At 31.3% G+C, this 15,481-nt stretch carries 11 protein-coding genes; 2 read left to right on the top strand and 9 right to left on the bottom strand.

Annotation, left to right across the window (positions count from 1 at the left end; translation table 4 throughout):
• Positions 1-2: 2 nt before the first annotated feature.
• The 9 genes from K4L35_RS03260 to K4L35_RS03220 form a co-directional block, all read right to left on the bottom strand.
• Positions 3-449 (bottom strand): MSC_0621 family F1-like ATPase epsilon subunit, encoded by a 447-nt coding sequence (locus K4L35_RS03260; RefSeq protein ID WP_221617500.1) that lies wholly within the window; start codon positions 447-449, stop codon positions 3-5.
• Positions 439-1,356 carry an MSC_0622 family F1-like ATPase gamma subunit gene (locus tag K4L35_RS03255; protein ID WP_221617499.1) on the bottom strand — a complete coding sequence of 306 codons (918 nt, stop codon included), beginning with the start codon at positions 1,354-1,356 and terminating at the stop codon, positions 439-441. Before K4L35_RS03255 ends, K4L35_RS03260 begins: the two co-directional genes overlap by 11 nt.
• Positions 1,347-1,868 carry an MSC_0623 family F1-like ATPase-associated protein gene (locus tag K4L35_RS03250; RefSeq protein WP_221617498.1) on the bottom strand — a complete coding sequence of 174 codons (522 nt, stop codon included), beginning with the start codon at positions 1,866-1,868 and terminating at the stop codon, positions 1,347-1,349. Before K4L35_RS03250 ends, K4L35_RS03255 begins: the two co-directional genes overlap by 10 nt.
• On the bottom strand, positions 1,855-3,201 hold the full coding sequence (locus tag K4L35_RS03245; protein WP_221617497.1) for an MSC_0624 family F1-like ATPase-associated membrane protein: 1,347 nt from the start codon (positions 3,199-3,201) through the stop codon (positions 1,855-1,857). Before K4L35_RS03245 ends, K4L35_RS03250 begins: the two co-directional genes overlap by 14 nt.
• A gap of 82 nt (positions 3,202-3,283) precedes the next feature.
• Positions 3,284-6,343, bottom strand: coding sequence for a putative immunoglobulin-blocking virulence protein (locus K4L35_RS03240; RefSeq protein ID WP_221617496.1), 3,060 nt, complete (start codon positions 6,341-6,343; stop codon positions 3,284-3,286).
• An 8-nt stretch (positions 6,344-6,351) separates the two neighbouring features.
• Entirely contained in the window at positions 6,352-8,841 is a 2,490-nt protein-coding gene (gene mip / locus K4L35_RS03235; RefSeq protein ID WP_221617495.1) for an Ig-specific serine endopeptidase MIP, read from the bottom strand.
• A gap of 207 nt (positions 8,842-9,048) precedes the next feature.
• Positions 9,049-9,429 carry a helix-turn-helix transcriptional regulator gene (locus tag K4L35_RS03230; RefSeq protein WP_221617494.1) on the bottom strand — a complete coding sequence of 127 codons (381 nt, stop codon included), beginning with the start codon at positions 9,427-9,429 and terminating at the stop codon, positions 9,049-9,051.
• A 1-nt stretch (position 9,430) separates the two neighbouring features.
• On the bottom strand, positions 9,431-12,820 hold the full coding sequence (locus tag K4L35_RS03225; RefSeq protein ID WP_221617493.1) for an ATP-binding protein: 3,390 nt from the start codon (positions 12,818-12,820) through the stop codon (positions 9,431-9,433).
• Positions 12,820-13,182 (bottom strand): hypothetical protein, encoded by a 363-nt coding sequence (locus tag K4L35_RS03220; RefSeq protein ID WP_221617492.1) that lies wholly within the window; start codon positions 13,180-13,182, stop codon positions 12,820-12,822. The genes K4L35_RS03225 and K4L35_RS03220 overlap by 1 nt, the downstream gene beginning before the upstream one ends.
• Before the next feature lie 66 nt (positions 13,183-13,248).
• On the opposite strand from K4L35_RS03220, the gene whiA reads away from it, so the two are divergent.
• Positions 13,249-14,088 (top strand): DNA-binding protein WhiA, encoded by an 840-nt coding sequence (gene whiA, locus K4L35_RS03215; protein WP_221617491.1) that lies wholly within the window; start codon positions 13,249-13,251, stop codon positions 14,086-14,088.
• A gap of 88 nt (positions 14,089-14,176) precedes the next feature.
• Positions 14,177-15,472 (top strand): glucose-6-phosphate isomerase, encoded by a 1,296-nt coding sequence (locus K4L35_RS03210; protein WP_221617490.1) that lies wholly within the window; start codon positions 14,177-14,179, stop codon positions 15,470-15,472.
• The last annotated feature ends 9 nt before the right edge of the window (positions 15,473-15,481 follow it).

The raw sequence follows: 15,481 nt of genomic DNA, 5'->3' as shown, positions 1-15,481 counted from the left end.
CGTTATTTCCTTTCCACAAGGTTGAAGTCTAAAACCACTTTATTTTTGGCTGCTTCAAATTGTTTTTTTAGCATTTCATGCTCGTTGAAATGTTTATATTCAGTTTCTTTTAAAGAGTTGTAAAGAAATAAATCTTTGTTGAACTGACGAATAGCTTTCTTTTTCTCTTTTAATGTTTCCTCAACTTTTTTAACTTGTTCATAGATAACAAGATTATCATTGAATAATACTTCTGCATATTCTTCACGGTATGTAATAAAAACGTTGTTTAGATAAAAATAAAGAGTTTCATTTTCTTCGGTGTTAATTCTGAAAAAACATGTTTTATAGCTGGCGATTGAGTCTTTTTTAAGTTTGACTCATTGATCAAAGAAGTTGATGTTTAATTCAAGCGATTTAGCAAAGAATTTTGTTGTTTCGTTTTCTTGAGATATCAATCTAATTTCCATTTTTTGTTAAACCTCTTGTATGTAATAAATCTTTTTTCTTTGATAGGATTGAAGTTTCTTCAACTTCAAGTTCACGTTTTTCACGAATAATCATCAATCTGTGTCTTCTAATTTTTTCTTCTAAATCATTGATCGTTTGATTTTGTGCTACTAATTTGTATTTTTCGTTAATAATTCAAGATTCGCTTAATAATGCAAGTGTTGCATATGAAATGTATGAGTTAAATTCAGCATCAATAAACTTATTAACATCAGGGTAGATTCTTAGTTTTTTAAGATTAAAGTTTTTTTCTGTAAATCTATTTTCAACATCGAAACGTAAATTCAGCTTGTGAATTGGCAGCACGTCGATATGATTTGATTTTATTTTAGCTGCATTAAGAACAAAACGCACATCATGGTAACCATTATCTAAAATATGATTTTCGATTAGCGAAGGTAAAACTTGAGCTAAATAAGGAACATCATTTTCATGATAAGAGAAAACAGGAGAAAAGCCATTTTTATCTCCAAAGTTATTAGCTCTTTTTCCGATTAGAACGAATGTATCACGATCCTTATCGGCAAGTCTTAAAATATTTTGTTCTTGTTTTAAATACGAGTTAGTCGCATACTTTTCATCTTCTGTAACATAGACTCATAAAATTTTGTTGTTGTTTTCTTGTTTTGACTTAAAAAAGGATTTTAAGTTAAGTGATTTATTTGAATTCAGTAAATAATGAGAAACGTCATATTGTTTAACAATTGCTTCGATTAAACTTTTAGTTTCTAAACATCTTGAAAGATAAAAAATGTTTTTCTTTGACATTTTTAAGATATTAATCAAAGTCACATTTTTCTGTGATTCAACTATTTTAAGGATGTTTTGGTAACTTGAAAGTTTAGTTTTAATGCTTTTTAAGTTCATTGTTTAACGAATGTTTCTGAAAAGATTAGTTTGTATAAGTTGTCGTTTTTATCAAAGTAAATGATTAAACCTGGGATAGCTTCTACTTTAAGATCTTGTTTTACTGTTAATTCATGTAATAGGTTTCAAAATACTGATTTTACGTATTTTGTTGCTTCAGAGTCATTTTCTAGTGACTTAGCATAAAATGCTGGAACGTTGGTCAATAAAGACTTTGTTGTAACTGGTACAAGGTCTTCAAAACTAAAACGAGCTACTCTTGTAAATGAAATAATAAAGTCTTCAAGTACAATCTCATTTTTAGCATTTGTATTCTCTAAAAGTTTTTGCATTAGTTCCGAGAATGCTTTTTTATTTTCTTTTGAACTTAAAACTAGTTCAATTTGGTTATTAAACATTTGTGAGCTAACAAAATCAGGAGATGTTAAAGTTCTGTTGTAAACTTCATAAAGTTTCTTTTGAAGCTCGCTTTGTTGAGCTGCAACTTCTTTATTCTTTTTATTTAACTTCATTTTTTAGGCCCGCTTTCTTTGTTTTTTTGCTTGTTCTTTCTTTTTTATTGATGAATTTAAGAGCAGTGATGATTGAATAAACGTATGGAACTAATAGTGCGATAACTAATGATGCAATTACAAACATAAATAATAAAATTGATAAATCTAATACTGAATAAGGATTAGGAATCAATAGCATTGAGTCGTTTCCATATGTTTTTAAAATTGCGTCTAGCATTACAAGTACTAAACTAGTTAGCGATGAAAGATTTATTAGTGTAAAGCTTAAAAGTTCAAATGTTGATAGAGAGTGCTTTTTACGTGAGTAATTGACTCATAAAGCAAAGAATGATATCGAAAACACAGGAACAAGAACGATTGAGGTCATGATATCTGTGTTAAATAATCTTGTAATCAATAATACAAGCATACCTACTGTGACTAGCACTAATGAAGACATGAAAATGTAAAGATGATTATTTTTGGCTTTAGAAAGTGAGTTAGTTACTGCAATATAAGTAATAATTAATGCTAATCAAATTACAGAAATGATCGGGTATGTAATGTGATTAATTTTTCTTTCTAAGAAAATACCTTCTTGGAATTTTACGCTTGGCAATTTAGCAACATATCATACTAAAACACCTATAAATAAGGCTGCAAAGAAGTAAATAGCTGCTTTAAAACCTGATCTAATTCTTGCTCTTCTATATGCTCCCAATATTAAAGGAAGATATAAGATTGCAAGTGAAACTACTACTGATAGAACTAATCCAAAGATTAGAATGTATGATAATAATCCTCTTGCAAACAGCAGGTCTTCTCAAGTTTCGACAAATTTATTTTCAAAAAATAAAGTATTGATATTTTGATCAGCAATAAATGATTTGAATAAAACGAAACCAATTAAAACTAAAAAGAATTTATATGTGTTTGAAATCATTGTTAAAATAAATTCTTTTTTTGCAATAGGTGAAGCTTTTAATTTTACTGAACCTGTATAGATTTGATAAGTTCAATTAATAATTACAGGAACAAGAATAAGTAAAAACTTATATGGAAGTAATTCTAGCGATGTTGGTTGCCAACCAAAAAGAACAAAAGGCAGTGCAAAAGCAAAAACAACTGACAGAACTCACCAAGGCAAGAACTCAATTTTTCTTCCATAGTTATTAGTTAGGTTTATGTAATTCTTTCATAAACTGCCTAAACCTATGCAAAATATGATTGCTAAATTTGTTAAAACTACTAAGTTTGCACCTTTAGCTCCTAAGGAATTGTTTACAAATAAGTATTTGTAATCAAAAAACTTAGAAGACTCAGATGAAATAAACTTATTAGAGTAGAACAAATAAAATATTGTGGCTATTAACGTTAAAACTAACGTTAAAGATTTTAAAACCCTTTTGGGATCTAAATTTTTAAATGTTGATTTAGTCACCACTAAATCCTCCTCCTCCTGTAGATTGTTCAGGATCGAATCCATCAGGTTTTACTAAGAATTGTGCGTTTTGTAATTCTCCTGCAGCTTGACTGCTTTTAATTAAGTTAAGAACATTAATGTCATCTACATAAACTGTTCTGAAAATATTTTTACCTGCTTGAAACAGCCCGTAAAGATCAATTCCTCACTGACTCTTAAGGTCTTGAACTGAACCTTTTAGGTACAGTGTATTTGTATTATTTGTAAAATCAAGCTCAGCTTTTGATGGTCCTTTTAAAAGCAATGCTTTTCATTGTTGTTCTGTTAAGTCGTTCAGTGTAACAGTGAATGTTTCACTATTGTTGTATAGTTTTAAGTATTTGAACACCCTATCGTAAAGATTCATACCTTTTAAGTTTCTAATTTGCTTAGTTTCACTAAAGTCTAAACGATCAGGTCATCCACCATCTCCTCAGTAACCTTGGAAAACACGTTGGTCTGATTTGTCAACAAATGCTAACTTTAGACCGTTATTAATGTCAGTTAATGTTGAACCTGGTGAGAATTTCAGTGTTTGGAAAACAATTGATGAAGAAGCTCTTGCACCATCATTTGCTACTGTACTTAAGTTTGTATAGTCGAAACTTATGTATTCAACATTACGAAGTGCGTTAGGATCGATTGATCATCTTGGGCTTGTAACGTTATCCCTTTTGCTTGTAAAAATTTCCATCTCTTTAATTCTTAAATCTTTAAGTCCAATCAATGAACTTGTGTTGTATCCTTCGAAGAAAAGTGAAACTTTTAGAAGGTCTTGAGGTAATTTTGAAAGAATTGAATGAAACTCTTGGTTTTCATTTTTGAGACCGATATTCTTAATTGTAATAGCATCTACAGGTTTACCTGCTTTTTTGGCTTGATCAATAAAGTTTAAAAAGTTATTATAACCTTCTGGATAGTTTGCATATAAAGTAACAACGGTAATTTGTTGATTTTTATTCGAAACTGCTTGATTATCGTGGTTTGGTGTATATCTTTCGACAACAATTCCGTTTCTTCATGAAGCACCAAAACTTTCATATTCTTTAATAACATCGGTTTTTGATCATCCTGGATAGTTTCCGTTGGCAATTTGACCAGGATTTCTGTGTCATTCAGTAGCATTACTAAATGTTTTTTTCTTGTTATCAGCAATCATTTTATTTCTAACAACGTTTTTAGAAATGTCGGCATGAGCATAACCACCACCCGTTCCATAACCTGTAAAGTCAAGAATAGGGATTAAACCTTCGGCACGGTTCGAATATTTTGTCGCTTTTAGTTGATCGATTCATAAATTAAAAGCATCTGCTGGTACAACAGGGTTTCCTGCCCAATCTTCTCTAATAACACCCATAGATTTAAGTTTTTCGGGAGTGGATTTACCATCGTTTTCGATGTAGGTTACATAACGATCTAGAGCAGCTCTTAACTCTTCAGGAGTTAGATTAGGTTTCATATTTGGGTCTGGGTTGATGTTGTGCAACCTTGTAATGGCGTTAATAATTTTGTCTCTTTCACTTTGAGTGAATTTGTGCCCTCTGGTGTTGATTCTAGCAATATCAGATAATTCATTTGTAATTGCATCAATTTCATTGGCTTGCTGTGTAGTTAAACTAGAAGGTTTAGGATCTGGTTTTAATTTTCTAAAATCAAGATCTTTTAAAGCACTTTCTCTATATGTTCCTTGCTTGCTTCTTGCAGCACTAATTGCAGCTTGATCAAGCACAGGTTTAACTGGGGCTGGTTCAGGCGTTGGTGGTGCTGGGGCTGGCTCAGGAGCTGGTGCTGGAGCCGGTTTAGGTGGCACTGGTTCAGGTTCAGGTGCTGGTGGAGCTGGATCTGGTTCTGGGACAGGTTCGGGTTCAGGTGCTGGATCTGGTTCTGGAGCAGGAGGGGCAGGATCTGGTTGAGGTTCAGGCTCTGGAAATGGATCAACAAATATTGGTTGATCATCCACTTCTTCAATCGGTTGTAACGGTTTTTCTTCTTCTCTTGGAGGTTCAATTTCTTTTGGTATTTGAACAACTCTAACGGTTACTTGACCATTAATCGCTTTTATTGTTGAACTTTGTGTATCAGATAATTTGTACCCACTTGGGACTCTATTTGTTACATCTAGGTCAACTCCTTCTTCAACATCTGAAAATAGTGAACTACCTATAAAACTACCAAAGTTTTCAAAAACGACTGTAGTTGTAACTTTATTAACAAGTTTGTCAAGCAAAACAGTAAAATCTTTTCCTGGTTCAGGCTGTTTTTCAAAACCTTCTTTTAGTTTATACCCAGCAGGAATTTCTGTTTTATAGTCAATTGGTTGACCTTCGATTGTTTCGACACTTATTGTTTTAACTGGTGAACCTTCGAAGCTATAAATAATGTTGGTTTTAATCTTATTGATAATTTTTTCAACTTTATATACATTTTCCTGACCAATAACAACGGGGTCTGGTGTGTCATCTACAAATCTGTAATTTGCAGGTAAGTGATCAGCAGGATTGATTCTATCATTTGCTCCAGTTTCTTTTAAAATTTGAAAAACAACTTTTGTACCTTCAACATAGACTAATTTGGTTTTTAGGCTAGCAGGAACCAATGGAATTATGTTAGGATGATCCTTTTTCAAGTCGTAGGCTTCTAAGTTAATGTCACCATTTGCTAGACTTCATTTTAAAGGGTCTGGCATTAAATCAACAATATTTACACCCTGAAGATCTTTTTCGTTGAACTTTTTGACTACTCTTTTAATTTCTGCATCAGAAGCTCTTCTGTTTACGAAAACGATTGTAATCTCAACCTCTTTTTCGTTTTTTGGTAAATTATTGTCTTTGTTACTTTTGTTTTGAATTTCGATATTAACATCAGTAGCTATTTTTGAACGAATTTCACGTTCAAAAATTAAATCTTTGCTTCTTGCTTGGTTGTTTGCGTTTGCGATGTAAACTGCAGCAGATATACCAGCAACTGAAGCAGCAACGATAAGCGAAGTTGAGGCAATAATCAAAAGATTATGCTTTTTGATCTTTATCATATCTCTCCTTATTTATTGAATCTAAATTCTTGTGGTATTACGCCTGCACCTTCTTTAAATAAGTTCGTTTTGTAAGAAGATCCATAAGCAGCAAGAATTGCTTCACGGAATGAAGTTCTTTGGTTTTTTCCTCCACCATAGATTAAATCGTATTGTTCAAGATTATATTTTCCGTAGAATCCATTGTAATCAATACCTTCACTTCTGAATGCTTGAACGAATGATGTACCTGTAACTCCACCAGAGTCACCTACAGCATAGTTAATTCCGTAAACTGTATTTTCATAATCACGGAATGAAGATCCTGATGCACCTTCAAATGGTGATCAAGCAGTAGGGTTGATTCCTAGACCGTAGTTAATATATCTTGAACCTTGGTAATTTGAAGTTTTATCTTTTACGTTATTAATCGAAAATCCTTGTTCTTTAGTTGAGTTGATAAGTGGTTGTGTGATTAAAATGTCTGTTAATCCTGGTTTATCTGTAAAGTTTCTAAATGCTAATGTCTTTGTAAGACCATTTCCTTTGTCATAAGTAAACGAACTAAAATCTCTTGGTTTGTTTGTTCATAAACTTGATGTTGTGTCAACTACTGATTGACCTTTGTATTTTCATGTCACATCATTATCTGTAATTGAATAGTCGTTTTTGGCTCTCGGAAAACCTACAGCAACGAAGTTAACTAACATTCTCGAAACATCAATGTCTCGATCATTGTAATTAACTTTTACTTTTTCGTTTACTAGTTCATCGTATTTGTTGAAAATACTTTTTGAAGAAAATCTAATTTGCTTTTCAGGTGTATCAGCGTAATTTCCAGTTGCCATTCTTGCAATAGTTTGCGCATCTGCTTGCTCTGTTACGTATTTACCATTCGCTTCACCCGTTTGTTTTTCTACAGATGTTGTGCCTGCAAAATTAACTTCAATAACTGCAAAATCAGCCATTTCTTCAAGATCATGGTATTGAGTTTGCTCTGACGATAAGTATGATCTTGGGGATGTTTTTAAGAAATCGTTCGCTGCATAAATTAGTTTTACTTGGCTAGGGTTAAACTTATAGTTTTCTACTGTAGGTGAGAAACTTGTGATTTCTAGGCCTTGACGTACTCCTGTTTCTTCGTTGAATCTACGTAATACTAAAGTTCTTAAAACTGAAGTATTTTCTTCATTAAAACTTTTTGCTAGTTTGTAGTACTTATCAAACTCAATTGCTTCTGGGAGTAGAGCTTTTTCCATTTGAGCTTTAATACTTTTTATTTCAGTTTCTAATTCTGTTTTCTTTCTTAATTCACCAGAATTTAAACTTCTACCCAAGTTTTCAAGTGCGTCTAATTGTTTTTTTCTTTCTTCAATTTGAGCGTTATAAGGTTCTGCTTTTTCTAGATATAGCTTTTCTGCTTCATCTCTTTTATTTATGTAATCGTTGTATGTGGCTGCCTCTACACTTGGATTAATAATGTTTGTGTAATTTGTGTTTGAGTCTGCTTGTGTTTTTACTAACTTCTCAGCTACGTGAAGGTTAGTTGCAAAATATCATGTTGTTGGATATGAACCATCAGTTGTAGGTTTGTAGTCTAAAATTCAAGCTGTACCCATTGATGAAACAGTTTTTGTATCTGCTTTAGCTTCGTTATTATTGAAGAACTCAATTGAATAAGTCTGATTTGCTACTTGTTTGTAGAAATCATTTGCTAAAAATCTTGATTTACCACCGTTGTACAGCGTTGCTGTTCAGTGCTGTGTTTTTAGTGGGTCTTTGATTGGGTTAAGAAATAAACCTGTTCCATCATAATAAGAAAAGTTTCTCAAGTAAGCTTCCTTAAATCTTGGTTGTTTAATTGCATCAGCTTTTGTGTCATAATCATCGTCTTCTGGTAACGGAATATCTGCTCCTGTTGCATCTTCAAGGGCTTCTGTATATCTATCAATATCTAATCTATATTTTTCACTATCAGATAATTTATCATATGCTGCTCTTGAAATGTTTGGAACTGTGGGATTGTTCGCCTTTCCACGGCTTTCTCTTTGGGGATTAACTGGCGAATCATCTTCAACAACTCCTGGGTCAGCTACACCACCATTATTGGCTGGTGAAGTTGGTCTTGAGGCGTTATTTGCTGAACCTCCGTTGTTAGACGGTTTCGTTGGTCTTGATGTATTGTTTGATGACCCTCCGTTATTTGATGGTTGGGTTGGTCTTGAGGCGTTATTTGTTGACTCTCCATCGTTAGACGGTTGGATTGTTGTTGAAGTGTTATTCGATGATCCTGTGTTGTTATTTGAAGGTTGCACTGAATCTGATTTATTCTGGTTAGAACCTTGATTATTTTTAAATCCATTTGTATCGCTTGTGTTGCCGTTTGAATTTTGATCAGTATTTTGGGTATTACCCTGATTTTTGTTTTGTTCTTGTTTTGAACAACTCATCAAGAACATTAAAGGTGTCAAAGTAGATACCATTGAAACTGCTAATAAATTTAACTTGAACTTTTTCATAAAAGCCTTTCCTATAGGCGTTTTCGCCACTAAATATCTTTTTTTTTTTTTTTTTTGCAAAACCATATTTGAAATAGGTCTTTTATATTATAAAACATTAAAAATAAACGTGTAAAAAATTTTACAAAATAAAAGTTAGATAAATAAAATTTTTTTAAAATGTTAGTAAAATAAATTTCCACCAACTATGTTGGTAGAAATTAAATGTTATTGTTTTTGTATTTCATGATCATGTTCGTGATCACAATCATGAGTTGTTTTTTTCAGTTCTTCTCACGGAACGCAAGTGCAGTAATATTCTTTCAAACAGCATTCCTTTTTGACTATAACATCAAGTAGGTCTTGATATTCATTTTTGAAGTCTTCGCTTAGTTTATAGAAAACTTCTTTTTTGTCTTTTATTGTTTCAACAATGCCTGCTTCTCTTAGAGTCATGAAATGTTTAGATACCCTTGATTGGTTAAGGGATAGAGCGTCAGCAATGTTTTGAACATTACATTCATTTTTTGAACAAAGATACAAATGAACTATTAGTCTTAAATTTACTGTCGAACCTAAGATTTTTAATGTTCTGGTTAGACTTTGCATCTTATTTCTCTTTCGCTGCAGCTTTAGCTACTTTTGCAGCTGTTTCTTTTTTAGTTCGTGAAGTTACAGTAGTTTTAGTAGGTTTTGCTGTAGCAGTTTTTGCTTTTGGTTTGATTTCTTTAGCTTTTTCAGCTGCCTTTTGAGCCTTTTCTTTTTCACGCTCTTTTTCTAAGTATAAATCTCACTCTTTTGTGACAGTATTTTGTGGAGCATTTTCCATGATTTCTTCTGTGATATCTTCGCCTGGATTGTATTCTTCTTCCTCGTTTGCATATTTAAGGTCGTAGTTATAATTCGAATCAATAAATCTGTCAATTGATAAAGGTGTAAATCATTCCATGATTTTTCTTTCATCACGAAGTCAAATAATATCGTTTAAAATTTGTGTATCGTAGTGTTTACTTTTTAAGAAACGGTAATAATCTTTGAATAAAACATAACTTTCATAGTTTCCTGCGTAAGCAAAATCATCGAAAATGAAGCATTTATAAGGGTGACCGTCAACAAGAACTACAAGATCAATGTTTACGGTTCCTACTTGGTAGTTTTCAACAATTTCGATACCTTTTTGTGTGCTTATAGCATCTTTGATTTGTTCTTTAACTTTATCAACCAATGTTGATTTTCAGTGTTTTTGGTTTTTAGCTTTGAAACGATTTACAGATGTCGATAGTAGCGATCTTCTTTCAGCATTTGTTAACTCTAAAAACTTAAGTCATTCTCTGAAAATCGCTGTATCAGGCGAATTGTGGTAATTTAAAATATCGCTCGATTTGATTGTTTTTATCACAATCATTTTTTCTTTAGCCCTTGAAATTGCGACGTTTAGAGCATTCATACCACCTTGACGACCCACGTATGTTGAGTAAATTTTTGCATTTTTGTCATACGCGATTGTTGCAACAATTAAGTCAGCCTCATCACCTTGAATATTTTCAATATTTCTGATCATTAATTTACGGTCACGAATTGCGTATTCAAGTTTTGGAAAGTTAGTATAAATTAAGTTTGTAATGTAATCTGCTTGCTTAGTATTAAATGCAAGAAGAATAATTTTTTTATATTTGTTTAGGTTTAAAGATACCTGCTCTATAGCCGTTTTAGCTTCAAGAATGTTTTTATTATCTTCTCATGTACCTTTAACTTCAATAACTTCAATTGCTTCAGAATTATCATTCAAAGCTGAATCAATAACATCAAGAGATGAATTATAGAAATATTTAGATGAGAAAGTCATTAATGAGGCATGATTTGAACGATAGTTTTTATCCAATAGAATGTTATAAACTCCTAAAGATTGAGCATAATCTAATAATGATTCAACGTTACCAAAAATTGATTCATCAGTGGTTCTTACACCGAATCAGTTTGTCGGTTTCATTTGCTTATCATCACCTGCAAGAATTTTTGTATTAGCAAGATAAAGAATTGGTAAACCTTTTTCAATGAAAATCTGTGAAGATTCATCCATGATTGCATAGTCGAATTCACCTTTATTTCAGCTGCTTAAGTCAGTGTCAGGTGTCGCAATGATGATTGGAAAAATTTGCTTAATTAAATGACCGTACTTCTTGATAAATTTGTATGGCTCAAGATTACCGATCCGAATTGATGCTGCAAATTCGTTGTATTCACGCATTGTTTTTTCATCAAAAGCAGTAATTTTTTTAATAACACGCTCAGCAACAATTTTTTTGATTAAATCAAGATCAGTAAACTCTTCTTTGTCCATATCAGGAATTAATGCTAAAAAGTCACGGAATCATTCTAAATCTGATTTATCAAGATTTCTGAATTTGATTACAAGATCTGCTAAATTACCTTTGAAATCACATAGATTACGATCGATTAGCTTTCCAAGTTTTCTAACTTCCATGAAACGAGTGAAATTCAGGAGACTTAGTTTATTAGCTTTAATCATTTCGACCGACATTTTTTGACCTGGTACGTGTGGATAAGCAACATTACGTGGTAACGAAAGAACAAAATCAATTTCGTCGTTTGTTAAATTATCAGTGTTGTTTAGTAAGTAAAAGTAAGCATCAACAATTTCTAAATACTTAGGATTTTGAATGATTTCACCAATCTTATCAACTCATGTTCTTTCAGATTCTGACATGATTTTAATTGACTGAATTCTAAAATCTTCTTCAAAATATTCAAGGTAGTTGATGTAATCTTTAAGTGGTTTATAGAAACTTCTTTTTTTCATATCTTTTGAAGTTAAAATGAATAAACAAAACATACGCAAGTCACTCATTCTATTTCTAATGACTTCAAGAGCAGCTTTTTTCTGAGAAGCAATCAATGCAGTTTTACCATAAACTAAAACGTTTGCGATTAAATTTACGATTGTTTGCGATTTTCCTGTGCCAGGGGGACCTCAAATGATTGTATTTTGATTTAGAGCTGAAACGATCGCTTTATCTTGAGAAAAGTTTGTTGGGGTAATTTTGAAAAGACCTACAGAACGGTCAAATATTGTGTTCTTAATTTTGTATTTGTAAATGTTTTTGTTAAACTCGATGTCAAAAATATTTTCGATTTCTTCTTTTTCGATAATTTCTTTCATTCTGTTTCTTGCATATCCACCCGATGGTAAGAAAATTCCAAGTGTAATACCAGGATGAATTTCTAAAGTTCTATTGTGAATGTCGTCAGATCTGAAACGGTTAAACACACCTGTAATACGGTCAGGTACTTTAAAGTAATTAACTCAAGTCGTTTTTAATTTAGTAATTAATTCTTGTATTGTAAATTCAGAATAATCAAAATCAAAGTGAATGTTAAATCCTGCGTTGTTTAGAATGAAAATCAGCTTCTCATTCGCTTTTATATCACCATTTGAGATTAAAAATGGACGACCATTTTCAAATTGCAAAATTACCTCTTTAAAAAATAAAGGCGCATAAATAACTTTATCTTCAATCACTAACGAAACATACATAAAACCTAAATGTAGAGGTCAAATGTTAATTTCGTCGTTAATTTCTCTTGATCTATTTAAAACAAGTTTTCATTTAAGAGTTGATTTTTGAAAATCAACACGAATTTTCTCAATAATCTTGATTTTTGTTTCTTCAAAGTTTGACATTAATTGACTTTTTACATAGTCAGATAACTCTTGATCGTTTTCTTTTAAGAAGTGCAGCACTTCTCTTGGATTGTGCATTTTTTCAATTCTATCGATGATGTAAAGTAAATTAACTTCAACAACAGGAATTTTGAAACTTTTATTAGTAACAATTACATTGTTTAATCTATCTCCAAATAGCTTGTAAACATCAAAAAAGAATTTGTTGTTTATCGTTGTAAAAACTGATGGATCATTCGGTGTAACTTCTAACAAGTTGTCTAAAATTACTTTATATCTACTTTTTACTTGATTCATTACTTTTCTCCTAATTCTTGCTCGATACTTAAAAATGTTGCATTTGTAAATTCGTTAGTAATCAAACTAAGTTTTAAGTTTGAAAACATAATTCCTTTTATTTTTTTGAACTTTTTTAGCTCTTCTAAGTTTACTTTTGAGCCTGTTTTTAAGGTAAAAACTAACCTTGAGTTTGTTTTTTCTAATTTTTCAATCAAATCACGTGGAACGACTTTAAAGAAATCCTGATTTTTAAAAGCTGTTTTAGCTTCTTGATAAATTTGATTTTGTGCTCTTTGGTTCATTTTTTTTCACTTTAATCAAATTAATCCAAAAGTACCAATTGTCAATATGACAATTTTAAATTTTTCGCTAAATTTCATATTGATATTATACATTTTAATTTTTTGCCCGTTTTTAATGTTTTATAATAATAAAACCGAGGCTATATGGAAGAGTTATCATTTACACAAGAAATTAAAAGAGAAATTATTGAAGGTCAGAAAAATAAAGAGGCAATAAATGCTTTTTTATCTGGTTTTGTAAGATCAAACGGCTCTTTTGAACAAAACTTAGTTGAATTAAAACTGAGAGACTCATTCGTTTTAAATAACATCGAAAAGTTTTTAAAAAGATTGAAATACGACTTTGAAAAAGTTGGTAAAAAAATCATTTTAAGCTCTGATTTATTTGACATAAATATACCTGATAAAAACTTACACAGTTTTTTTGCAGGAGTTTTTTGTGGTTCAGGTTTAATTTCAGACGTAACTAAAACTTCTTATCATTTGTCTTTTTACACTAGAAACAAGGGTTGAACGCAGGAAATTGCTAATTTATTTAGTAAATATGAGATCAAATTTAAAGTTTACAAAGAACGTGAAAAATATGTTGCTTATATTAAAAAAAACGACCAAATTTTGGACTTTCTAAGAGCAATTCAGGCAATTAAAGCTTTTTTTAAAATCCAAGAAATTAAAATCAAAAGAGATTTAGAGAATAACATTAATAGACTAAACAATATTGATATGTCTAATTTAATGAAAGTTGCAGAATCATCTATAAAACAGATAGAAATGATCAATTTTATTCTTAAAAAAGACCTTCTATCTTCATTTAATGAAAATCAAATTCTTTTCTTTATGATGAGACTTGAAAACCCTGAATTATCACTTAATGAGTTATCGCACCTTTTGTTTGTTCAACATGGGTTTTACATTACAAAGGGTGGTCTTAATCATTGATTAATAAAACTTAAAAAAATATATGAGCAAAACAAAGACAAATAGTTCCACATTTTCCATAAAGGTAATAAAATCAAAACTATATTTTTTATTTTATTTATAATTTATAAAACTTACTAAATGAAGGAGAGAAATGAAGTATTTAAAACTAAGTACAGAACATGCATTAGTAGCGTCAAACGATGTTTTATCATTACAAGATCGTGTATCTAAAATCCATGAAGATGTAAAAAACAAAAAAGTTGTAGAAAAGGATTGATTAGGTTGATATAACTTACCTACTGAATACAACAAAGATGAAGTTGCATCTATGAAAAAAGTTGTTAAAGAATGATCTGAAGACAATATTGAAGTTGTTGTAGTTATTGGTATCGGTGGGTCATATCTTGGAGCTAAAACTGGTTACGAATTTATCTATGGACCTTATTCACAGAAAAAACCATTAATGGAACTAGTTTTTGCAGGTAATGACATCTCAGCAGAAGCATTAGTTTCAAAACTAAAATATGTTGAAAATAAAAGATTTGCAATCAATGTTATTTCTAAATCTGGGACAACTCTAGAACCATCAATTGCCTTTAGAGAATTTCGTCTTTTACTAGAAAATAAAATCGGTAAAGCTCAAGCTCAAAAATATATTGTTGCAACAACAGATGCTAAAAAAGGTGTTTTATACGACTTAGCAACATTAAATGGTTACACAAAATTTGTTGTACCCGATGATGTAGGTGGTAGATTCTCTGTTATGACAGCTGTTGGTTTATTTCCGTTTTTATGTGCAGGAATTGACGCAGAAAGAGTTTTAGCAGGAGCTGCTGAAACAAATGCAGAACTTACATCAGATAAAATTGCTTCGAATGATGCATATTTATACGCAGCCACAAGATACTTATTACACACAAAACACGATATGCTAATCGAAATGATGGTTTCATATGAGCCTAAACTACAGTACTTCGCAGAATGATGAAAACAATTGTTCGGCGAATCAGAAGGTAAAGATAACAAAGGTATTTGACCAACAAGTGGAATTTTTTCAACAGATTTACACTCACTAGGTCAAATGGTTCAAGAAGGTTCAAAAATCTTATTTGAAACAGTGTTAACAGTTGAAAACGTATCAGACAATATCACATTCCAAACGGACGCAGAAGACATTGACAAACTGTCATACCTAAATGGTAAAAACCTACACGAAGTTAATAATGTTGCCTTCAAAGCAACACAAAAAGCACACGTTGAAGTTGGTAAAGTTCCTAATATTCATATTTTATTTAAAGACTTCAGTGAAGAAACTCTTGGAGCTTTATTCATGTTTTTTGAAAGAGCTCTTACGATGTCAGCATATTTATTAGGAGTAAATCCGTTCAACCAACCAGGTGTTGAGGTTTACAAGAAAAATATGTTTACAATGCTAGGAAAAAAATAAAAATCCGTA

The organism is Mycoplasma sp. Ms02 (assembly GCF_019720735.1).
GTDB lineage: Bacteria > Bacillota_I > Bacilli_A > Mycoplasmatales > Metamycoplasmataceae > Mycoplasmopsis.
This window is presented reverse-complemented; position numbering and strand designations above follow the sequence as displayed.